The 22,213-nt window shown below is 41.3% G+C and carries 24 protein-coding genes and 1 tRNA gene; 14 read left to right on the top strand and 11 right to left on the bottom strand.

The features are described 5' to 3' along the window. Positions 1–7 precede the first annotated feature (7 nt). The 5 genes from A2621_00760 (at position 8) to A2621_00740 (ending at position 5,337) form a co-directional block, all read left to right on the top strand. Entirely contained in the window at positions 8–2,569 is a 2,562-nt protein-coding gene (locus A2621_00760; GenBank protein OFW90099.1) for a DNA mismatch repair protein MutS, read from the top strand. Beyond that, positions 2,562–3,470, top strand: coding sequence for a hypothetical protein (locus A2621_00755; GenBank protein OFW89445.1), 909 nt, complete (start codon positions 2,562–2,564; stop codon positions 3,468–3,470). The genes A2621_00760 and A2621_00755 overlap by 8 nt, the downstream gene beginning before the upstream one ends. Then, positions 3,457–4,008 carry a 16S rRNA (guanine(966)-N(2))-methyltransferase RsmD gene (locus A2621_00750; GenBank protein ID OFW89444.1) on the top strand — a complete coding sequence of 184 codons (552 nt, stop codon included), beginning with the start codon at positions 3,457–3,459 and terminating at the stop codon, positions 4,006–4,008. Before A2621_00755 ends, A2621_00750 begins: the two co-directional genes overlap by 14 nt. 91 nt (positions 4,009–4,099) lie before the next feature. Continuing rightward, positions 4,100–4,777, top strand: a complete 678-nt coding sequence (locus A2621_00745; protein OFW89443.1) for a hypothetical protein — start codon at positions 4,100–4,102, stop codon at positions 4,775–4,777. Positions 4,778–4,908: 131 nt separating this feature from the next. After that, on the top strand, positions 4,909–5,337 hold the full coding sequence (locus A2621_00740) for an RNA polymerase-binding protein DksA (protein OFW89442.1): 429 nt from the start codon (positions 4,909–4,911) through the stop codon (positions 5,335–5,337). A 7-nt stretch (positions 5,338–5,344) separates the two neighbouring features. Here A2621_00740 and A2621_00735 read toward each other — a convergent pair whose 3' ends face one another. The 8 genes from A2621_00735 to A2621_00700 form a co-directional block, all read right to left on the bottom strand. Continuing rightward, positions 5,345–5,752, bottom strand: a complete 408-nt coding sequence (locus A2621_00735; GenBank protein OFW89441.1) for a hypothetical protein — start codon at positions 5,750–5,752, stop codon at positions 5,345–5,347. 267 nt (positions 5,753–6,019) lie between these two features. Further along, positions 6,020–7,423 carry a hypothetical protein gene (locus tag A2621_00730; GenBank protein ID OFW89440.1) on the bottom strand — a complete coding sequence of 468 codons (1,404 nt, stop codon included), beginning with the start codon at positions 7,421–7,423 and terminating at the stop codon, positions 6,020–6,022. A gap of 4 nt (positions 7,424–7,427) precedes the next feature. Next, positions 7,428–8,021, bottom strand: coding sequence for a Fe-S protein assembly co-chaperone HscB (locus tag A2621_00725; protein OFW89439.1), 594 nt, complete (start codon positions 8,019–8,021; stop codon positions 7,428–7,430). Continuing rightward, positions 7,978–8,313 (bottom strand): Fe-S cluster assembly scaffold SufA, encoded by a 336-nt coding sequence (locus A2621_00720; GenBank protein ID OFW89438.1) that lies wholly within the window; start codon positions 8,311–8,313, stop codon positions 7,978–7,980. Before A2621_00720 ends, A2621_00725 begins: the two co-directional genes overlap by 44 nt. Next, positions 8,310–8,696, bottom strand: coding sequence for a Fe-S cluster assembly scaffold IscU (locus tag A2621_00715; protein OFW89437.1), 387 nt, complete (start codon positions 8,694–8,696; stop codon positions 8,310–8,312). Before A2621_00715 ends, A2621_00720 begins: the two co-directional genes overlap by 4 nt. Positions 8,697–8,707: 11 nt before the next feature. After that, positions 8,708–9,922, bottom strand: a complete 1,215-nt coding sequence (locus A2621_00710) for an IscS subfamily cysteine desulfurase (protein ID OFW89436.1) — start codon at positions 9,920–9,922, stop codon at positions 8,708–8,710. A gap of 10 nt (positions 9,923–9,932) precedes the next feature. After that, entirely contained in the window at positions 9,933–11,051 is a 1,119-nt protein-coding gene (locus tag A2621_00705; protein ID OFW89435.1) for a hypothetical protein, read from the bottom strand. A gap of 31 nt (positions 11,052–11,082) precedes the next feature. Beyond that, the gene (locus A2621_00700) at positions 11,083–11,571 is read right to left on the bottom strand and encodes a hypothetical protein (GenBank protein ID OFW89434.1); all 489 of its coding nucleotides are present in this window, start codon (positions 11,569–11,571) and stop codon (positions 11,083–11,085) included. A 230-nt stretch (positions 11,572–11,801) separates the two neighbouring features. On the opposite strand from A2621_00700, the gene A2621_00695 reads away from it, so the two are divergent. The 3 genes from A2621_00695 to A2621_00685 are packed head-to-tail and all read left to right on the top strand — an operon-like array spanning position 11,802 to position 14,753. After that, positions 11,802–12,443: an alpha/beta hydrolase gene (locus A2621_00695; protein OFW89433.1), complete on the top strand. Its 642-nt coding sequence runs from the start codon at positions 11,802–11,804 to the stop codon at positions 12,441–12,443. Positions 12,444–12,449: 6 nt separating this feature from the next. After that, positions 12,450–13,340 carry an ATP synthase F1 subunit gamma gene (locus A2621_00690; protein OFW89432.1) on the top strand — a complete coding sequence of 297 codons (891 nt, stop codon included), beginning with the start codon at positions 12,450–12,452 and terminating at the stop codon, positions 13,338–13,340. Beyond that, positions 13,341–14,753, top strand: a complete 1,413-nt coding sequence (locus tag A2621_00685; GenBank protein OFW89431.1) for a F0F1 ATP synthase subunit beta — start codon at positions 13,341–13,343, stop codon at positions 14,751–14,753. On the opposite strand, the gene A2621_00680 is transcribed toward A2621_00685, so the two are convergent. Continuing rightward, positions 14,750–15,412 carry a hypothetical protein gene (locus A2621_00680; GenBank protein OFW89430.1) on the bottom strand — a complete coding sequence of 221 codons (663 nt, stop codon included), beginning with the start codon at positions 15,410–15,412 and terminating at the stop codon, positions 14,750–14,752. The two genes, A2621_00685 and A2621_00680, sit on opposite strands and share 4 nt — an antisense overlap. A gap of 307 nt (positions 15,413–15,719) precedes the next feature. On the opposite strand from A2621_00680, the gene A2621_00675 reads away from it, so the two are divergent. Both A2621_00675 and A2621_00670 read left to right on the top strand, forming a co-directional pair. Further along, positions 15,720–16,517 carry a hypothetical protein gene (locus A2621_00675; GenBank protein OFW89429.1) on the top strand — a complete coding sequence of 266 codons (798 nt, stop codon included), beginning with the start codon at positions 15,720–15,722 and terminating at the stop codon, positions 16,515–16,517. After that, complete coding sequence (locus A2621_00670) at positions 16,517–17,191, top strand: endonuclease III (GenBank protein ID OFW89428.1); 675 nt, start codon at positions 16,517–16,519, stop codon at positions 17,189–17,191. The genes A2621_00675 and A2621_00670 overlap by 1 nt, the downstream gene beginning before the upstream one ends. Here the strand turns inward: A2621_00670 and A2621_00665 are convergent. Continuing rightward, the gene (locus A2621_00665) at positions 17,133–17,918 is read right to left on the bottom strand and encodes a CDP-diacylglycerol--serine O-phosphatidyltransferase (protein ID OFW89427.1); all 786 of its coding nucleotides are present in this window, start codon (positions 17,916–17,918) and stop codon (positions 17,133–17,135) included. The genes A2621_00670 and A2621_00665 overlap by 59 nt on opposite strands. Positions 17,919–17,920: 2 nt before the next feature. Further along, positions 17,921–18,607: a phosphatidylserine decarboxylase gene (locus A2621_00660; protein ID OFW89426.1), complete on the bottom strand. Its 687-nt coding sequence runs from the start codon at positions 18,605–18,607 to the stop codon at positions 17,921–17,923. 290 nt (positions 18,608–18,897) lie between these two features. Here A2621_00660 and A2621_00655 point away from each other — a divergent pair. The 4 genes from A2621_00655 to A2621_00640 all read left to right on the top strand — a co-directional run bounded on the left by A2621_00655 (position 18,898) and on the right by A2621_00640 (position 22,207). Next, positions 18,898–18,973, top strand: a tRNA-Phe gene (locus A2621_00655). 22 nt (positions 18,974–18,995) lie between these two features. Further along, positions 18,996–19,937: a threonylcarbamoyl-AMP synthase gene (locus A2621_00650; GenBank protein OFW89425.1), complete on the top strand. Its 942-nt coding sequence runs from the start codon at positions 18,996–18,998 to the stop codon at positions 19,935–19,937. Continuing rightward, positions 19,934–20,650: a hypothetical protein gene (locus A2621_00645; GenBank protein OFW89424.1), complete on the top strand. Its 717-nt coding sequence runs from the start codon at positions 19,934–19,936 to the stop codon at positions 20,648–20,650. The genes A2621_00650 and A2621_00645 overlap by 4 nt, the downstream gene beginning before the upstream one ends. A 303-nt stretch (positions 20,651–20,953) precedes the next feature. Further along, complete coding sequence (locus tag A2621_00640) at positions 20,954–22,207, top strand: transcription termination factor Rho (protein OFW89423.1); 1,254 nt, start codon at positions 20,954–20,956, stop codon at positions 22,205–22,207. The last annotated feature ends 6 nt before the right edge of the window (positions 22,208–22,213 follow it).

Below are 22,213 nucleotides of genomic sequence, written 5' to 3'. Positions count from 1 at the left end.
TACTCCCATGGTCCGTCAATATTTAGCTTTAAAGGAAAAGCATAAAGACTGTCTTTTGTTTTTTCGACTGGGTGATTTCTATGAGCTTTTTTATGAAGACGCTCATCTCGCATCCTCAGCCTTAGATATTGTTCTCACCAAACGAGGTAAAGAAGAGGATGCCATGCCTATGTGTGGGATTCCTTTCCACAGCGCCGAAATTTACATTGGCCGACTTATCCGTCAAGGGTTTAAAGTGGCCATTTGTGAGCAATTGGAGACCCCAGAAGAAGCTAAGAAGCGAGGGTATAAGGCGATTGTTCAAAGAGACGTTATTCGTATTATTACTCCTGGCACCTTAGTGGAAGAAAACTTTCTAGACTCAGATCAAAACAATTTCCTAGTCTCTGTTCACCCCTATAAAAAATCCATGGGAGTCGCTGCCGTTGATATTTCTACCGGAGAATTCTTAATGGAAGAAATTTCTCAAGCCGCCCTAGACTCTACTTTGTCACGATTTAACCCCAAAGAGATTTTGGTGTCTGAGAGCACGCTTCAGCTTCCTTCTTTGTATGAATGTTTCCAAACTTACAAAAATAAAATAACACGCCAAAATGACAGTCGATTTGATTATGAAAATGGATACAATAGATTGTGTCGTTTTTTCAAAACCACCACCCTTACTCCCTTTGGAGATTTTTCAGAAGCAGAAATAGCCGCAGCTGGAGGTGCCCTTGAATATGTTTACTTAACCCAAAAAGAGTCTTTGCCTCGGTTGAATCCCCCCAAAAAAGTACTCTCGCAGAACTTTCTACATATTGATGCAACAACCAGACGTAGCCTCGAGCTAGACTCAACCTTAAGTGGAGACCGAAAAGGTAGTTTTTTTTCAACGATTGATAAAACGTTAACAGCAGGGGGAAGACGTCTTCTTTTTCACACTCTTTCTTTTCCTTTAGTTTCCATGGAATCAATTAACAAGCGTCTTGATCAGACTGAGTGGTTTCTTAACCATAACTCCCTTCATGAAACTTTGAAAAACGCACTGAATGGGCTGCCAGACGGAGAACGCGTATTAGCAAGACTGTCTTCAAATAGAGGTGGTCCTCGAGATCTATTAGCTGTTAAAAACTTATTAAGCTCTGCTCAGCTATTATTTGATATCTTTAAAAACCAGACTATACCCTTTTCTATCCCTTTTTCTGCTCTCCTTTCCGTTTTTCCCTTAAAAGAAAGGCTTGAAAAAGCCTTAAATCCTTCTGCTCCTTTTTTGGCCAGAGACGGGGGTTTTGTTTTGTCTGGATATTTGCAAGAATTGGACGAATTAAGATTTTTCCGTGATGAGAGTCAAAAAATGATTGCGGGTTTGCAAACAAAATATGCTGCAGAAACACGCATTCAAACCCTTAAAATCAAACACAATAATATCCTAGGATATTATATTGAAATCACATCCCTCCATAAAGACAAGGTCCCTGATAGTTTTATTCATCGGCAAACCCTTGTTAACAATATGCGGTTTTCCACTTCAGAATTAATTGAGATTCAAGAAAAATTAATGGGCGCCTCGGAAAAAGCGCTTACCCTCGAGTTGCATCTTTTTCAAGAACTCGTACAAGATGTTCTGCATCAGCAAGAAGCCTTGTGTCAGATCATTCAAGCCATCTCTACCCTTGATTTAATCTCTTCTTTTGCCATTCTTTCCAATCTTCATCAATATACTCGTCCCCTTTTAAGTAATGATCTGATTCTCAAGATAAAAAAGGGACGTCATCCAACCATTGAATCTATTCTGAAAGAAAAAAATCTCCCCTTTATTTCAAATGATTGTGACATAGACGCGTCCCAATACCTCCTTCTATTGACAGGACCCAATATGGCAGGAAAAAGTACCTATCTTCGACAAAATGCCTTGATTGTTATATTGGCTCAAATGGGATGCTATGTGCCAGCTGAGAAAGCCCACATTGGTATTGTAGACCGATTATTTAGTCGCGTAGGTGCCGGGGATGATCTTACCAAGGGACGATCTACTTTCATGATGGAAATGATAGAAACAGCGTCTATTCTTAATCAAGCCACAAAGAAATCTTTTGTTATCCTAGATGAAATTGGTAGAGGCACCTCTACTTACGATGGTGTCTCCATTGCGCAAGCCACAGCTGAGCACCTACACAACACCAATAAATGTCGCACTTTATTTGCTACACACTATCATGAAATGACGGTTTTGGAAGAGTCCTTATCGCATCTCAAATGCTATACTATTTCTGTTAAAGAATGGGAAGGCACGATTGTTTTTCTGCACACCATTATGCCAGGGAAAGCTAATCAATCTTATGGGATTCATGTGGCAGACTTAGCAGGCATGCCAAAATCAGTGGTGTATCGAGCCCAAGCTATCTTAAAAACCTTAGAATCAAAAAAAGACTCAGTTCAAAAAGAATTATCTTTCCCTCATAAAACATCAGAAAATCTCCCTATAGTTTCTTTACTTAACACCATTGATCCTAACGTTTTGTCTCCCCGAGAAGCGTTAGAAATTCTTTACAAATTAAAGGAAAAAACAAGTGAATCCTGTGATGTTTAAAAACATTAAAATACAAAGCATTTTGTGGATCTTAACTTCAAAGTTTACCTTTGTGTCTGTGATGGCTCTTTGCAAATTTTTACAAGACTATTCTCCTCTTCAACTTAATTTTATTCGTGGCTTTTTAGTCTTATCTATTGTCACGCCCTATCTTGTGGTCACAAAGGGAACAAGATCTTTAAAAACAAAACAGCCCCTATTTCAAATGATTCGTGTAGCTTTTTCTACGACGTCCATGATCTGTTTCTTTTATGGATATCGAGTGCTGTCCCTTGGCAAGGCAAGTGCCATTAATTTTTCTTACGCCCTGATGGTACCTTTGTTTGCAGCTCTTTTCTTAAGAGAAAAAATTTCTCTCCAACGTTGGAGTTTTTTGATTTTAGGATATGTGGGCATCTTTGTCATTATTGACCCCGTCTTTGAAAGGTTTGAACTAGGAGAATTCATAACTTTATCAGGGGTCATCTTACTGGCGGCCTCCAGCATCTTTGTGAAGCATATAACTAAAACAGATGAAAGCTTGGTCGTTGTTTTTTATTCTAGTGTAGCAACCTCAATTTTGCTCGGCATTTATTTTGTGAGTGATCGTTTCTTTCCTCTCAACGATGAACTTCCCAAATGGACACCCCTTCAAAGAAAGGACTGGTGGATTTTTCTGTTAATGGGAATCCTTTCATTATTAGGACAATTTAGCTATGTTCAGGCCTACCGAAAAGAGCGCCTAAACTTTTTAGCCGGTTTTGATTATTTAAAATTTCTATTTGCCAGCCTTATTGGATTTTTGTTTTTCAAAGAACATCTGGAAAGTGTCACTTTTTATGGGGCCTTGCTGATTTTGATATGCAGTTATGCTATTACCCGCGAAGAATTAAAAATGAAACATAATTATGAGAATTATTAGTGGTAAATTTCGGGGGCGACATCTAGACACCCCTCAAGACAAACATACCCGCCCTACGTCTAATCGGGTGCGTGAATCTATTTTTAATGTGCTAGAGCATGGTCTATCCATTAAATGGGAAGGACTTCATGTCCTAGATCTTTATGCAGGAACAGGGGCCTTAGGGATTGAAGCTTTATCAAGAGGATCTGCTTTTTGTTTATTTATCGATCACCATCCCCAAGCTATTGACATAATTAAGAAGAATGCCGCTCTTTTTTCTCATGTTGCCCTGTGGAAAGAAGAAGCAACTCACTTAAAGCCCAATCCTTACTCCCCTTTTGATGTGGTCTTTTTAGATCCTCCCTATAGGAAAAATCTGGTTCCTCTTACTTTGAAAAATCTTATCTCTTCTCGTTATCTTAAGAAAGGGAGTTATATAATAATTGAAACATCAAGTCAAGAAAAAATGGATATCGTCAATTCTTTTGAAATATTAAAGGAAAAAAAATATGGAAATACAAATGTTATTTTCTCCCAATACATGGGGATATTCTAATTCATTATATTTTTTATAATATAAATTCTTGACCTTCTTTTTTAATTTTTGTTAAAATTCAAACAAACTTAAATCTAACAGAGAGGTAAAAATGAAAAATTCAACAACTCATAAACTAACCGCCGAATTTTTGGGCACAATGTTTTTTGTGCTCATTGGTTGTGGCGTTGCTATTACTACCACATCTTTAGCTGGTCTTGGTGTATGTCTTGCGTTTGGCCTTGCCTTCGCAGCAGCACACTATATAACATCTCCCATTTCTGGGGGGCACCTAAATCCTGCTATTAGTTTCGCATCGTGGCTTTGCAAAAAGATGGAACTAAAAGACTTCCTTTTCTATGTGGCGGCACAATTACTAGGAGCTACTGCGGGAATCGCGGTCCTTTATTTTGTTCTCATGGGAAAAACTGACTTTAATCATATGTTCTTTTCCAATGGATTTGGTATATCCTCTCCAAATGGCTCAGGTCTTATGGAAGCCGGTGTTATTGAAGTCATCCTTTCCAGCTTCTTTATCCTTACTTTCTGTATGGTAAAAGAGGCAAAAGGGAGCTGTGCTTGTTCCAGCCTTATGCTTGGCTTGACTCTATCTGTTGCCTATTTCCTAGCAACCCCTTTTACCAATGGGTCTTTAAATCCAGCACGTAGCTTCGGCCCTGCTATTTTTGAAGGTGGAATGGCCCTTCAACAAGTTTGGTTCTTCTTTGTCATGCCAATGGTAGGAGCTGCTCTTGCTGTGGTGTTCCATAAATTATTAGGCCAAAAATAAAAACCTAAGAAACCTTTTTAAAACCCTTGGTTTTCCAGGGGTTTTTTTATTAGGAAAAAACACTTGTTCTTCATAAATTTTGAGCGTAGTATTTAAAGAAAAAAACACTCTTATAACAGCGGAGGAAGATGATGAAGGACAAGGTTTTGTTACCTGACGGGTATAGGCCATCAGAGGATGAGGTTTTTATGAGCCCTCTTCAGAAGGAATATTTTCGGCAGAAAATTCTGAAATGGAAAGATGAAATTTTTCAAGGTTCGGAAGAAACGCTGTTTCATCTAAAAGAAGACACAGGGTTGGAATCTGACTTGAATGACCGTGCGTCAGTAGAGCTTGATTTGTCCTTGGAATTAAGAACCAGAGACCGCGAAAGAAAACTTCTCAATAAAATTGAATCTGCCTTAAGACGCATTGATGCTGGGACCTATGGATACTGTGAAGAGACCGGAGAACCCATTGGTGTTAGACGCTTAGATGCTCGTCCTATTGCGACCCTCAGCATTACGGCACAAGAGCGTCACGAACTTAAGGAAAGAACCTATCGCGAAGAAGAAGCATAAAGATAATTTATTTGCGCTCTTTAGGTTTGGTTTTCCACCGTGGTTTTTGTTGAAAGTGGAATAATCCATCCTGGAGAGGTATGTTTTTTTGAATAGAAGATAAAATTATTTTTACCTCATTCCCTTGAGCATCCTTGGAAGTCCATCCCGTGATGCTTTTTTCATTCTTAGAAAAGGAGATCACAAGCGTGAAATAATTTTTCTTCTCTCTGCACAAAAAACTGATGGTATCATCGTTTTCTTGAACGGTATCTATTTCCAAAGCTTTTTCAAGATCTGTCTTCTTATCGAATAAAAACGCCAAAGGAAATGACTCAAGGGGCAGATAAACGGCTTCATGTGTTGTTTGGTCCTCATAAATAAGAGATTGGCCATCAGAAACGATTAAAAAAGGGCTAGGGACATCATACTGCATCCTCAACTTCCAAGGACGTTTTAGAAAAAAAGTCCCCTGGTAAGACTTGCCCGAACTATCCTTGTGTGAAAAACGTGCCTGTAGAGAAGAAAGCTCATTTAAGCTGTGCTCTAACGTTTGTATTATACGCATATCCGCTAATGCACAAGACACCATACAACAAACTAAAAAAAAGATTCTGTGAGTCATGAAAAAACTGTAAAGAAAGCCACTCTTAAAAGCCAGAAAAGATTTTTAATCTGAATCCTCTAATAAGGTGTTTTGGATTTAAAATTTGTAAGTCGGCTTAGCTTGAACCATGTGACGTGTATGACTTCTCTGTTCTTCTGCAAAGACAGACAAGATCCCATCCGCATCTAGCGTAAAAATGACTTTAAGTTGAGGATAGCCGGCAGGAGAGGGTGGGATATTTGCCAATACAAAAGTTGCTAAAGAAGAACAATTCTCCAGCGTTTTGCGGGTTCCTTGAACGATATGGATTTTTATTTTTGTTTGCCCATCCTGCGCAGTGGTAAATAATTGAGAAACAGAACAGGGGAGAGGAGAGTTGGGAGGAATAATAATTTCCACTGTATTTCCCAGAGTTTCAATTCCTAAAGCAAATGGGGTCACATCTAACAAAAGTTTCCCTTTCCCATCTCTCAGGGATTCAGCATGAAGGGCGGCCCCTAAGGAAACGACCTCATCAGGATTCACGTAAGAGAGGGGCTTCTTCCCAAAAAACTGTTCTATCTGGTCTCGAACAATGGGTAGGCGCGTAGACCCACCGACCAAAACGACAAATTTGAGCTCCTGCTTTATTACGCCCGCCTCTTGAAGGGCTTGACCACAGAGATGAAGGGTTTTTTCAATAAAAGGAGAGACGAGTTGATTTAATATATCTCGAGTTATTTGAACTTTTTTCCCCCGAATTTCCCCTTCCCAAACGAGGTCTGTTGTGAGGTGTTCTTTTATCTGACGGGCTAATAATAAGCCTTCGGATTCTAATATTTCTCCCACAGTCAAGACGAGAAATTTAAATAAAGATTTATCTAGATCATCTCCCCCTAAAACCATGTCTCCTCGCACGGCTAATACCTGGAAAATACCCTTGTGAAGCTGCAGAACGGAAACATCAAAAGTGCCGCCTCCCAAGTCATATATTAAAGACACACCTTCTTCTTGCTCGTCTAAATGGTATGCTAAGGCTGCAGCTGTCGGTTCATTGATGAGCCGAAGGATGGGAATTCCGGCCAGATGAGCCGCTGCACGGGTGGCTTCTCGTGCCACCTCACTGTAATAAGCTGGCACAGTAAGGACAGCACCAGTAATTGTTTCTTTCAAGGACTTTTCGGCTTCCGTTTTAAGATATCGCAAAATATCGGCAGAAATCTCTATTGAATTTTTATCATGCTTTGGTTGAAGAGATTGAGGTTCCATAGATCGTTTAATGGAACGAATAACGTTCAGTCCCCGCTCTTGTTGGGCCTTTCGTCCCACCCAAGCAGTACCATCTTTATAACCTATGACGGAAGGAACCAGCCTGTCTCCTTCAAGAGGAACAATCTCTGCTTTTCCTTGGTGAGAGATGGCCACCACCGAATTTGTGGTCCCAAAATCAATGCCAACGACCAGGCCATTTTTTTTAGAAAGATCGGGTGTTTTTCCTGGCTCATGAATTTGAAGCAACATAGGATTATAGCCCTTCTTTCTTAACTAAAACTTCTCTGAGGAGGCGATCAAAATACTTGAATCGAGCCAGACAATACTTTGCTTTTTCGTGATTTTTTTCTTTAAAAAAATCCACCATTTCATTTTCTATTTTGTTTTTTTCTTCCATAATTCTGCTCTCAAAGGCAGAAAGAGTGTCTCGTGAAGAAAGTGACTCCAAATACTCGTGCTTTTCCATCTGTTCCATCAAGTCGATTTGTGAGACAGAAGAGGGAAAATCTTTTAAAAGAATTTCGGCGCGTTTAAAGGGATCCTTTAATACCTGATAGGCCCAGTTAAGGTAGCTCGAATAGTGTTCTGCAAGAGCCCGTTCTTCATCATGAGAAGAGAAACGATCAGGATGTAATTTATTCTGAAGATCAAAATAAATTTTATTCAAAAAAGAACGGTCTATAAAAAAGCTCTCTTGCAATCCAAACACCTGAAAAGGGGATGTTGGTTCAATCGAATTTAATGCTCCACATTGTGAACAAAAAGCTATATTTTCTAGAGGAGCCTGACACGTACACATAGATTTAAACGTGGAAGGATTCACCGCACCCACATCGGCCTTTTTCATTGGGATTTTTAAAGACAAAACCAGATTCAAAATTTTTCTCCACATAGTCCATCTCTGTCCCCAACACAAAAAGAGTGGCTTTTGGATCTACGAATATTCTTACATCTTCATACGTCACTCTCTCATCTTGTGGGTTTTCTGTATCCAAAAATTCCAACGTATAGGCATGTCCCGAGCACCCTCGCGTACGGATCCCAATTCGGATCCCGACGGATGGTTTTTCTCGTTGTCGTAAGAGCACTTTAATGTGACTTAAAGCTGCCGGTGTGACTGTTAAAGGAAACTGATTCATTTTTGAGATATCTTTTTCTTTAAATCCTCAATAGCCGCTTTAATAGCATCTTCTGCTAAGACAGAACAATGAATTTTAACGGGGGGCAACTCAAGCTCATTAACGATTTGAGTGTTGCGGATATTTTGTGCTTCTTGCAAGGTTTTTCCTTTTAGCATTTCCGTTACAAAAGAACTAGCTGCGATGGCGGTACCACATCCAAATGTTTTAAATTTTACATCCTCAATAACATCGTGGGCATTCACCTTGATCTGCAATTTCATCACATCCCCACAAGCAGGGGCCCCTACCAAACCAGTCCCCACGTTTTTTTCATTTGATCCAAAAGAGCCCACATTCCGAGGGTTCTCGTAATGATCGATTACTTTTTTACCATATGCCATAATATTTCTCCTTAGTGTGCAGCCCATTCTACCGAAGACACATCAACCCCTGATTGAGACATTTCCCATAGAGGGCTCATTTCTCTTAATCGACGTACCGCCTTAATGATTTTGTCTGCTGCTATTTGAATCTCTTCTTCCGTGGTAAATCGTCCCATCCCAATACGTAAGGAAGTATGAGCCAAATCTTCTCCAACGCCTAACGCACGCAATACATAGGAAGGCTCTAACGAAGCAGAAGTGCAAGCCGACCCAGAAGATACACACAAATCCTTAATGCCCATCATCAATCCTTCACCCTCTACATAGGCAAAGCTGAGATTAAGAATTCCAGGGGCTCTTTGAACTAAATCTCCATTTAAATATACTTCCGGCAAATTGTTCATAATTTTTTCATAGAACAAATCTGTTAACTTTCTTAACCTTGCTTCATCTTCACCCATTTCCATCTGTGCAATCGCACAAGCCGTTCCCAATCCTACACAAAGAGCCGGGGATAGAGTTCCGGATCTCATGGCTCTTTCTTGCCCCCCCCCATTAATTTGGGCTGTTATCCGCACTCTGGGACGTCGTCTGACAAAAAGAGCACCAATCCCTTTGGGACCATATAGTTTATGTCCGGATACACTCATCAAATCAATATTCATTGCTTCCACATCAAGGGGGATTTTCCCCACCGCTTGGGCAGCATCTGTATGAAAGAACACGCCTCTTTCTCGGCAAATTTTCCCAATTTCTTTAAGGGGTTGAATAACACCAACCTCATTATTCACAGCCATAATAGACACCAACAAAGTCTGATCCGTCATTGCTTCTTTTAACTGGTTCAAATCGATCAATCCATTCTTCTGTACAGGAAGATAGGTTACCTTTATCCCTTTTTGTTCCAGATGTCGGCACGTATCCAAGACACATTTGTGTTCAGTGACACACGTAATAATATGGTTTTTTTGATCTTGATAAAATTCAGATGCCCCTTTAAGGGCGAGATTATTTGATTCCGTTGCCCCTGAGGTAAAAATAATTTCCTTGGGATTGGCTCCCAGCAGAGTTGCAACCTGTAGACGTGCTTTTTCAATGGCTGCTTCTGCTTCCCACCCTAAAGCATGATTGCGAGAATGAGGGTTTCCAAATTTTTCACAGAAAAAAGGTATCATTTCTTGAAAAACCCGAGGGTCACAAGGGGTCGTGGCTTGATGGTCTAGATAAATCAGTTTTTCTGTCATAATTTTAGATCTATTCGCTATGCTTCAAAAATAAAGCTTTCCAAACTTTCTTAAACCGCAAAAAATCGGACTCCGTTGTATTCCAACCAGAGCTAATTCGCACAGCCGATCCCACTATCTCGTTGGGAAGCCCCATATTTGTTAATACGCGAGAAGGCTTCACCGTGCTAGAAGAACAGGCCGATCCGATACTAACACCAACCCCCTCTAAATCAAAGTAAATTAGTTGGGATTGATTAGACACTCCAGGCATTGAGAAACAAGTTGTGTTAGGAAGGCGCTCCGTGCCTTTTCCAATAATAAAAAGAGGTCTCTTGTGCTTTTCGGAAAACTCTAAAAGCTCTTCTTCTAATCCCTCATGTTGCCTTCGAAGGTGGCTAAAAACGGAAAAATCAATCTGACGCACAGCTTGCCCAAACCCCACAATACCAGCCACATTCTCAGTCCCCGCTCTTAAAGAACGTTCCTGTCCCCCTCCAAAGAATAAGGGGGATAAGGTGTTTTCTTTTTTTACGATGAGAGCCCCTACTCCTTGAGGTCCTCCCATTTTGTGGGCGGAAAGGGAAAGAAAATCTATACCTGACACTTGAAAAGAAAAGGGAATTTTCCCTAAAATTTGTACGCCATCCACATGAATCCAGGCTCCATAATGATGGACAATTTCTGCGATTTGTTGAATGGGTTGAATTACGCCTGTTTCGTTATTCGCCCAATGGATTGAAATCAATGTTTTTTTGTGATCTCCATTTTTTAAAGACTCATGAAGAGCGTCTAAATCTAAAAGACCCGAAGACAAAACAGGAAGGACTTGATTGATAGGTCCCTTATAAACAGAATCATGCTCAGTAGAGGAACACAAAATCTGTTCCCATCTCGCAGATTGCAACACTATATTATTGCTTTCTGTTCCTCCACTGGTAAAAAAAACGCTGTCCGCTTTACAATCAATATGATGAGACACAAGGGTGCGCATCTCCCCTAAAAAAGATTTTGCCTCCCGTCCCAACGAATGAATAGCAGATGCATTGTACGGCCTCTCATAACAAGAGGCCATGGCGGCACAGACCTCGGGCCGTACGACACTTGTCGCATTGTGATCTAAATAAATATAATTTTTGTTTTTTTTCATAAACCCCTACAATTTGTTAGAAGATAGCCTTTTAGGATAGTTTTACTTTATTCATAGTATATGTGGGGTATTCATCAAGCATCTTCAAGGAGTGTTTCTCTCCAAGAGAACTCCTCTCCACCAGATCTTGTAAAGAAATATGATTTAAATAATCCTGTATCCTCTGTCCCAATCCTTCCCACATCGCATGCATCGTGCACTTCATTTTTTGTTCAAAACAATAAGAAGCGAAAGAATTCTGGCAACGATTCACCCTCATTCCTTCTCCAACAGCGGTGACTATTTGCCAAATGGTAATCTCTGACGCAGGCCTTACTAAGAGATACCCGCCCTGCGCACCCCTTATACTTTTCACAATCCCCTCCTTTTTGAGTTTCACAAAAAGAAGTTCCAAATAATTCACAGAAATATTTTGATCCTCAGCAAGAATATTTAAAGGAATGGGTCGATTAAGGGGCATTTTCTTTGCTAATTCTACCATTGCTGCCACGGCATAATGGCCTTTTGTTCCTATTCTCATTGTCTGTCTTCCTTGTTTTAGAAAAGAAAAATTACTATAATATGTTTAAACATATCTTTATTTATATCGCTATGATATTTATGTATCGTAAGTATACTGTTGGTATATTTTCGTTGCATAGTTTATTTAAAAATCCATCAAAAATTAAGCGATTTTCTTTCTAAAATAAATGGTAAATATAGATTTTGGATATTAAATTAGTTATTAAGAGTTATTCTTTAGGAGATTAAATGGCAGAAATCGTTCTTTCTGGGCCTGAAGGTCGCATCGAAGCGAAGTATCATAAAAGCTATAAAAAGGACGCTCCCGTTGCTCTTATTCTACATCCGCATCCCCTTCATGGTGGAACGATGAATAACAAGGTGACTTATACAACATATCAAGCCTTTGCTCAAAAAGGATTTAATGTGTTGCGCTTTAATTTCCGTGGAGTAGGCAAATCTCAAGGAACATTCGATAATGGAGAAGGCGAATTAAGCGATGCTGCCGCAGCTTTAGATTGGCTTCAGGGAGAAAATAGAAATGCATCGTCCTTTTGGGTGTGTGGCTTTTCTTTCGGGGCTTGGATCGCTATGCAACTCTTGATGCGCCGCCCTGAAATTGAAGGATTTGTCGCCGTCTCTCCTCCTGCCAATATGTATGACTTTAATTTTTTAGCCCCCTGTCCTGTTTCAGGGCTTATGATTCAAGGTGCCTCAGATGAAATCGTCCCCATTGATACGGTAGAACATTTGTCAAAAAAATTATCCAACCAAAAAGGGGTTCGGGTAGATTTCGAAAAAGTAGAGGGCGCCGATCATTTTTACACAGGGAAACTATCTCTTCTTCTTGGTAAGATAGAGGATTACCTAGACAAAAGGCTAGAGGTTTAATCGCTTGTGTCAAATTTAAAAAGTTTAAAAAAACGTATTCATAGCATCGAATCGACCAAAAAAATTACTTCAGCCATGAAGCTTGTTTCTTCTTCTTATTTTAAGAAAGCAGAAAAGCGTCTTTATGCTGCTGTCCCTTATACATCCGGTCTAGCCCAATTTGTAGACTCTGTTCTTTATTGGAAGAAAGTGACAGAATTTCCTCTCCTTCGAGGGGGGAAGGGGTCTACCCACCTTTTGATTGTCATGGCTGGAACAAGGGGCCTTTGTGGGGGATTTAATCTTAACATCGGCCGTCGAGCAAACATGGAAATCCGACAACTTATTAAAGAAGGAAAGAACGTTAAGATTATTTGTATCGGAGCAAAGGCTCTGTCCAGTTTAGAAATGATCCACAAATCCTATGTATCTAAAGATCTGCGTCCTCATGATAAAGACTCGTGGATCACTGTTTCTAATCTTTGTGACGAAATTAATCTTTGGCTTATAAACAAAGAAATTGATACTTGTTCGGTAATTTATGCATCATTTCATTCTTTACTCGTGTCTGAGGTAAAGTCTCATTCTTTAATTCCTTACAAAGAAGACGTTATCAACAACAATAAAAAATTGCGTGTGCCAGCCACCTCTGAAAAGATTCCCCTATTGTTTGAGGTAGAACCTAGTTTTGGAGCTGTTTTAAGAAAATCTGCACTTGCAAACTTGAAATCCCAGCTTTATTTTTCTATGCTGGAAACACAAACAAGTGAGCAAAGTGCAAGAATGATCGCCATGGACGGAGCAACAAAAAACTCTGAAGAAATGTTGAGGAAATTAAACCTTTCCTATAACCGCAATCGTCAAGCAACGATCACGAGAGAACTTGTAGAAATTATTGCAGGAGCAGAGAGCGTTTAAATGGCTTCATCAAAAAACACGGGTGTTATTACCCAAATCATAGGTCCTGTGGTTGACGTCCAGTTTTCTAAAAACTTACCCGATATTTTAAATGCTTTAGAAATAGAAACCACCGGTAAGAAAATTATTCTGGAGACGACCCTTCATATTGGGGATGGAAAAGTCAGAACTATTTCTATGGGGCCTACGGAAGGGCTTTTCAGAGGGCAAAAAGTAATTGATACAGGAGAACCTATTTGTGTCCCCGTAGGAGATGCAACATTGGGACGGATTATGAATGTGTTAGGAGATCCTATCGACGAGCGCGGAGAGATTAAAGCTAAGACACGACTTCCTATCCACCGCCCAGCTCCTGCTTTTTCTGAACAATCCACCAAAACAGAAGTTTTGGTCACAGGGATTAAGGTCTTAGATCTTTTATCCCCTTATCCACGAGGAGGAAAGATTGGCCTTTTTGGAGGGGCAGGGGTCGGAAAAACAGTTTTGATTATGGAACTGATTAACAATGTGGCCAAAGCTCATGGGGGTTACTCTGTTTTTGCCGGCGTTGGAGAAAGAACCCGGGAAGGAAATGATCTTTATAATGAGATGATTACGTCTGGGGTTATCAATGTGAACGGGAGTGGATCAAAAGCAAGCCTCGTCTATGGACAAATGAACGAATCTCCTGGCGCTCGGGCACGCGTTGCTTTAACAGGATTAACGGTTGCTGAATACTTTAGAGATGTCGCCCACCAAGATGTGTTGCTTTTTATTGATAATATTTTCCGCTTTACCCAGGCCGGCGCTGAGATTTCTGCTCTTCTCGGACGCATCCCTTCCGCCGTTGGATATCAGCCCACCCTCGGAACTGAAATGGGAGAATTGCAAGAACGGATTACGTCTACAGACCAAGGCTCCATCACAAGCGTTCAGGCTGTTTACGTGCCCGCTGATGATTTAACCGATCCAGCTCCTGCGGCCTCCTTTGCCCATCTTGATGCCACGACTGTTTTAAGCCGTAAGATAGCTGAATTGGGAATCTACCCAGCTGTTGACCCCCTAGACTCAACGTCTAGAATTCTGGACCCCCGCATTGTGGGAGAAGAACACTACGCCCTAGCCCGTCAAGTTCAAGCCATTTTACAAACCTATAAGTCTCTGCAAGACATTATTGCCATTTTAGGAATGGATGAGCTTTCTGAAGAAGACAAATTAACAGTCGCCCGGGCTCGAAAAATTCAACGGTTTTTTTCCCAACCTTTTCATGTGGCCGAAGTGTTCACAGGGATCAAAGGAGCGCTTGTTCCCTTAGAAGAAACCATTCGGGGGTTTAAAGGGATTGTTGACGGCAAATACGACCATATTTCTGAATCTGATTTTTATATGGTCGGCTCTATTGAGGATGTGCTGAAAAAACACAAACAGTCTTAAAACCGCCATCCTACCCCGACACCCACCCCTGCCCAAGTTGGGGTTATTCTTATGGTAGTTGCACCAGGAGAAGTGACAGCAGCACTCTCAGATCCTAACCTTTCAATTGTCCGATAATAACTTATGTATCCCTCTAAATAACAAAACAATTTGTCCGATACACTATAAATGAGCCCTACATGAGGAGAAATCCCCGGCAATAACTGGTCTTCACTAAGAACGGGGGCTCTTAGCACGTTACTCGCCACATATAGAGAAGTCATCCACGTACCTAAAAAGCGAACCCCCAGATAGCCCTCCATCTGATCGGAGATCTTTTTAGTCACCTGCCCCGCGAGACTGACCGTAGACTCAAAATTTATTTTTAGGATCGCGAATGTAGCATGTCCGCCATGCATGGAATCTTCCTGAATAGAAAAATTATGAAGGAACAGATCCCCTTGAACCCGCACACCTCCAAAAGACCCAAAAAAAGTAGGGTTTTCTGCCCCCAAAAACAAGCGAGGAGAAGACAGAAAATAATACGCATTTATATCATCAACAGGAGCATGAGCCGTATTATAAACGGTTGTTTTGAAATGGGGATTAACAAAGTCTGCATTCAGCCCTAGGCCCCCATAAGGACGAAACGTATTGTGGTCTGGCGCCGCCAGAGACATTCCCCCTGTTCCTAGAAAGAACAACAGGCCACAAAGACTTCCAAGAAGAAGTCTACCCCCCCCCCCTCAACTTTTCACATCGGTGATGATTCATAATCTCCCTCCCGTTATTGTCTGGGGTTTAGTGTAAAGAATCCTCTAAGAGATTCAATCCTTAAATCACCCTCCTTTCTTACCCCTTTGTTCTGGCTACGTTCTTATTTTCTCAGGATCCGCGTCTTTTCCGACAAATTGTTTTGTCTTCTGTCTCTTTTTTGTTACTATACCTAGAAAGTTTTTGATAACAAATAATTAAAAGGGTGAAAAGATGATTGATATCCTTTGGCTTTCCTTCATTCAGGGAATTTCTGAATTTTTGCCCATCAGCTCTTCCGGACACCTCTTTATTGCTTCTTCTCTTTTTTCTTTACAACCTTTAGGGCGTTCCACAGAAGTGATTTTAAACTTTGCTACCCTTCTCGTTGTTTTTTTATATTTTAGAGAAGAGATGAAAGATCTTTTCTTGGCTTTTCTTAAGGCCCTTTGCGGGAAATTTTCAGTGAAATTTCATCAAGGGCTTAAAATTTGTATGGCTACCTTTCCCGTCATTGTCGTTGGCTTTCTTGTGCACACCTATCTTGATCATCTCACTCATTCTTTCTCTTTATTTGGATGGGGCTCTATTTTTTTTGGGACTCTGATGATTTTGGCAGATAGGCTGGGCTCTCTTTCTCGAACCTATCAACACCTCTCTTATAAAGATGCTTTGCTCATCGGATGTGCCCAAACCTTTTCCTTTATTCCAGGAGCCAGTCGGCTTGGCATGTCCCTCACGATGTCGCGCATCTTAGGATATAAATCTGTTGATGCCGCCAAGTTTTCTTTCTTAACTTCTATCCCCACAGGGATCGGCGCCCTTGTATTATTAGCCAGAGATATTTTTCAAGACTCGTTTTTCCAAATAGGGTTTGATTTTTTTATTATCAGCACTGTTTGTTTTGTCACAGGCTTTGCGACACTTTACTTCTTTATGTGGTGGTTAAAAAAAAGAACTTTGTTGATCTGGGGCCTTTATCGTATTTTTCTGGGCCTTTTTGTGCTTTATTATTTTAATGCCTTCCATTGATGACCAAAAAAGACATTCTTTCTTTTTTTAAAACACTTTCTTCCCTTAATCCCCATCCTGAAAGCGAACTTCATTACACAAACGCCTACACCCTATTAATCGCGGTCATCTTGTCTGCTCAAGCAACAGATGCTGGGGTGAATAAAGCAACTGAAGCCCTTTTTAAGGTCATTAAAACACCAGAAGACATGATACATCTTGGGGAAAAGGGGCTACTCCCTTACATCAAAACAATCGGTCTTTATAAGACAAAAGCAAAAAATATTATAAGAGCAAGCCATCTCTTGATTGAACACTTTAACAGCAAGGTTCCCTCTATTAAAAAAGACCTTGAGTCTCTTCCTGGTGTGGGGCCCAAAACAGCCAATGTGGTTCTAAATGTCGCTTTCCATCAGGCAACTTTTCCGGTGGATACCCATGTATTTCGTGTCTGCAACAGAACAGGATTGGCCCCAGGAAAAGATCCCAAAACTGTGGAACATAAACTAGAAAAAGTAGTTCCAGACCCCTATCGAAAAAAGGCTCATCATTGGATTATTTTGCACGGACGCTATATCTGTAAGGCTCGAAATCCCTTGTGTAATCTCTGCCCTGTTTCTTCTTGGTGCGCTTACTTTAAGAAATTAAAGCCCCGCTTGCCTTCTGTTTCTCCTCTCTCGCACAATAAACACTAAAAGGAATAGAGAGTAGATATAAAAAGCTTCCGATTGACAACATTAACCAAGGGGCGGACAAAAACAAAGCCACAGCCAGACCAACCCCAATAAAGAGCGGCAAAATCCAAGGACGAGGAATTTTTCCCTTTTTTAGAGAGAAAGTAGGAAAGCGGCTTACAAGTAAGCAAGAAACAATAAATAACCAAACTCCATAAAGCTTTGCGCAAATCAATACGTCAAACTGAAAGGAAATCATGATGGGAGTTAATGCCAACAGAGCTCCAAAAGGGGCATTCACCCCTGTAAAATAGTTGCCCACCGGCTGATCTAGCAAAGTATTAAATCGTGCCAACCTGAGCACCATACAAATGGTATAAAAAAGAACAACTGGCCATCCGAACTTTCCCAAATCCTGTAAGGAAAAAAGATAGACTAAGATACCAGGAACAACTCCAAAATTGCAAAAGTCGGACAAAGAATCTAGTTCGGCGCCAAACTTGCTGGTACTTTTTAAAAGACGTGCTACGCGCCCATCCATACCATCCAATATCATAGCAATAAAAACAAGCGCCACCGCCGTTTCCCATTTATGCATAAGAGCAAAACGAATAGCCGTTAACCCTGCAGAAAGAGCAGTTAAGGTTAACAGGTTGGGAATAAATTTATGGAAAGGGAATTCTTTTAGGGAGGGGGAAAACGGGTGGCTTAATCGTCGGCCAAGAACAGTTTTTTTGGTCTTCTTCATCCTTAAATGATCTCCCCTGTGCGCGCTGCTTCTTTCGAGTTTATATCCCCAAGAACCGTTTCTCCAGCAATTGTTTTTTGTCCCACAATCACAAGAGGAAAAACCCCTTCGGGCAAAAAGACATCGACTCGACTTCCAAAACGAATAAGCCCAAATCGTTCTCCGGTTTTAACCTTTTTCCCTTCTTTAACATCACACCGAATGCGCCGCGCAATCAAGCCTGCAATTTGGATAAATCCGACCTTATGTCCATCTTTTGTTTCAACACAAAAGAGTTGCCGTTCGTTATGCTCACTCGCTTTATCAAGCTCTGCATTAAAAAATTTTCCCTCATGGTAATGGATTTTTCTAATGGTTCCTTCGATGGGAATGCGGTTTACATGCACATTAAACACATTCATAAAAACACTGATTCGGGTTAACGTCGTCATTCCCAGCCCCAGTTCTTTCGGCGGCTTTACTCTTTGGATCATTTGAACGATCCCATCCGCCGGACTGATGATCAATCCCTTTTTTAGGGGCACCACTCGATTGGGATCTCTAAAAAAATAAAGACACCACGCCGTTAAAAGAAGTCCTATCTTTCCTAAAAAGGGGTGAAAATGCCACAAAAGCACAGAAATCCCTAAAAAAATAAAGGCAAAAAAATACCCTTCTTCATGAATAATTGTTTTTAAACTTTGTCTCAAAATTGTTCCTTATGACTAATAAAAAGCTCTTTTAGGAATTAGTATCTCCCTAAAAAGATACCACACTATACGATTTTTTTAGGGGAGCGTAAATTAAGAAAGGTTTTTTTCTTATAAATTCTCATGACCTCTTCAATACACTTGGCAAGGGCCTGGCAAATTCCATCTCTCCCTTTCCTGATTCTTATCCCCTTCGATTAATTATTCTTTTTTTGCATCGAAGGGCAAGGAATTAGAGAATAGACAGACAGATTTTTTTCCATTATACAAGGAAACAGTTTTATTTTTAAGCCCAGGTAGCTCAGTCGGTAGAGCAACGGACTGAAAATCCGTGTGTCGGCGGTTCGATTCCGCCCTTGGGCACCATACCCCTTGTCACTTAAGATTAATGATAGCGCTTCCAACCCCAAATAACCTTCAAACCGCCGCCTCCCTTTTAAAGAAGGAAGACATTGTGGCCTTTCCCACAGAAACCGTTTATGGTTTGGGAGGGCTGGCTCGTTCGGACAAGGCTGTTTTAAAAATTTACGAAACAAAAGGGCGGCCCCTCCATAATCCTCTCATCGTTCACGTCGACTCTCTCTCTCAGGCAAAAGAAGTGGGGGTTTTTGATGAACCAACAGAAAAGATTGTTTCCCTTTTTTGGCCCGGCCCCCTCACAGTAATCGTTCCCCGACACCCAAAAGCAGCGCTTTCTTCTTTTGCCACAGCCGGCCTAGAAACGGTTGCCCTTCGTTTTTCGAGCCATCCCCTTTTGTTAAGCCTTTTACGACTCGTGGGAGAACCTTTGGTGGCCCCCAGCGCCAACCCGTCCGGACTTCTCACTTCAACGACAACAGCACATGTTCAAAAATCTTTGCCTTCCGTCCTTGTATTGGAAGGTGGTGCGACCCAACAAGGCATAGAGTCGACAATCGTCCGTGTAGAGGAGGGGATCGTCTCCATTTTAAGAGCAGGGGCTATTGCCAGAGAAGAGATTGAGCGCAAGTCTCTTTTTCCAACCCTTTTTAGGGAACATCATAAAAAAATTTCTTCCCCTGGACAAACCCTTCACCATTATGCGCCGTCCCTCCCCCTACGAATGAACGTGGTTGATCCCGCCGAAAAAGAGGCCTTTTTAGGATTTGGAAAAACAGAAAAAACCACCACACTTAATTTAAGCGCTTCAGGATCCTTGGAGGAAGCAGCTCATTTTTTATTTTCATTTTTACATATTCTTGATAATCCTGCCCGCTATTCTGGCATTTCTGTTGCCCCCATTCCCAATACAGGAATTGGAGCTGCTATTAATGATCGACTTAAGCGTGCTTCTTTTTCTTCTTTCTCATGATCCCCTCTCTCTCCATCATCTTGGTACGCCCACAGCTTGGAGACAATATTGGGCTCACAGCTCGAGCCATGGGCAATTTTGGAATAACAGATTTACGATTGGTCTCTCCCAGAGATCCGTGGCCAAACCCTCTCGCCCAAAACGCAAGTGTTGGGGCACGATCCATTATAGAGACGGCAACCGTGTTTAGCTCGCTGGAAAAGGCGATGAGAGATCTTCAGTGGGTTTTCTGCACCACAGCGCGTCATCGATACATTAAGAAAGAAGTTTACGACCTTAAAAAGGGAATGGATTTTGTAAAAACTCTTTCGTCCCAAAAGATAGGGATTGTTTTTGGCCCAGAACAAACAGGGCTCACCAATGAGGAGGTTTCTCTGTGCCACGGAGCCCTTTCGATTCTCACCCACCCCTCTCTCTCCTCCCTAAATCTTGCTCATGCGGTATTGTTGTGTGTTTATGAGTTTTCTCAGAGAGCGTCTTTTTTAGTCAACACCCCACCTCCAGCCTCTCAGGAGAAAGTTTTGTCCTTTCTCTTTTTTTTAGAGTCGCGCCTAGAAGCAGAAGGCTTTTTCTTCCCCACAGAAAAGAAAGAAAAGATGAAACAAAACTTAAGGGACATTTTCCTTCGACGTCCTCTTTCCTCTGACGATATTAATACATTGTTTGGGGTGTTGAGGTCTTTGAGCCGACCTGAGGATAAGTCTTCAATTTAAGAAGAAAAGGAAAGTTATCCTTTTTCTCTCCATTTTTATACACAAGGTTTGTGGTTGTGGATGGTGTTTTTAAGTCCCTGTGGAAAAAACATTTAATCCTTATTTTATAGGGGGTTAAGAAAAGAAAGTTTCCGGAAGAATTTGTGAATGAATTTTTATCTTTACAAGAGTGGGGACAATAATATACAACAAGAATATATACTTAATATTAGTATTCTGTTTTTTTCATAAAATGACAATATATCGCACAAGAGTGCAAATCCTCTTTCCAGGATCTCCCCCATTAACACAAAGGAACAATGAATGAATTTAAGTGATTTGAAAACTCAAACCCCTCAGCGGCTTTTAGAGCAGGCAGAACAATTGGGGGTGGAAAACGCAAGCACTCTAAAGAAACAAGATTTAATTTACGCTATCTTAAAAAAGACGGCGGACAACAAGACCGCTATTTATGGAGGCGGCGTTGTGGAAACATTACCCGATGGGTTTGCCTTTTTAAGGTCTCCCCAATCCAACTATTTACCAGGACCAGATGATATTTATATTTCTCCCAGTCAGGTGCGTCGTTTTGGCGTGCGCACAGGAGACACAATCGAGGGGGAAATTCGCGCTCCAAAAGAAGGAGAGCGTTATTTCGCTTTAGTAAAAGTAAATACGATTAACTTTGAACCCCCAGAAAAGCTTAAGCAGCGCATCAATTTCGACAATCTGGTGCCCCTGTATCCAGAGGAAAAGCTCGTTCTTGATCTGAGTGATCCAACAGAGGCGCTGACAACGCGCGTCATTGATTTGGTGGCTCCCCTTGGAAAGGGGCAGCGCGCCCTGATTGTGGCGCCTCCTAGATCCGGAAAAACTATGATGTTGCAGTCCATCGCTCATGCCATTACACGGAATCAGCCGGATGTCTATTTAATCGTTCTTCTGATTGACGAGCGGCCAGAAGAGGTCACGGATATGGCGCGCTGTGTAAAGGGGGAGGTCGTGAGTTCTACTTTCGACGAGCCAGCACAGCGACACATTCAGGTAGCGGAAATGGTTATTGAAAAGGCAAAACGTTTGGTTGAGCAAAAAAGAGATGTGGTCATTCTTCTTGACAACATTACGCGCCTTGCGCGCGCCTATAACACGGTCATTCCTTCTTCCGGAAAGGTGTTGACCGGAGGCGTTGATGCAAATGCGCTGCAACGCCCAAAGAGATTTTTTGGGGCGGCTCGAAACATAGAGTTTGGGGGATCTCTCACCATTTTAGCGACAGCCCTTATTGATACAGGCTCGCGCATGGATGAGGTGATCTTTGAAGAGTTCAAGGGAACAGGAAATTCTGAGATCGTTCTTGATCGCAGATTGGCTGACAAGCGTCTTTTCCCTGCCATTGATATCGCGAAATCTGGAACTCGAAAGGAAGACTTGTTGATTGATAAGGCAACCCTTACCAAGATGTGGGTGTTGCGCAGGGTTCTTTCCCCCATGGGAACAGTGGAGGCCATGGAGTTCCTCATAGGAAAGCTGCGAGAAACCAAGACAAATAAAGACTTTTTTGAGTCAATGAATAGTTAGTTTTGT

This window comes from Alphaproteobacteria bacterium RIFCSPHIGHO2_01_FULL_41_14 (assembly GCA_001767855.1).
Lineage (GTDB): Bacteria > Pseudomonadota > Alphaproteobacteria > UBA7879 > UBA5542 > 2-01-FULL-41-14.
Note: the sequence above shows the minus strand (reverse complement) of the source record. Positions and strands in the feature narration are given on the sequence as shown.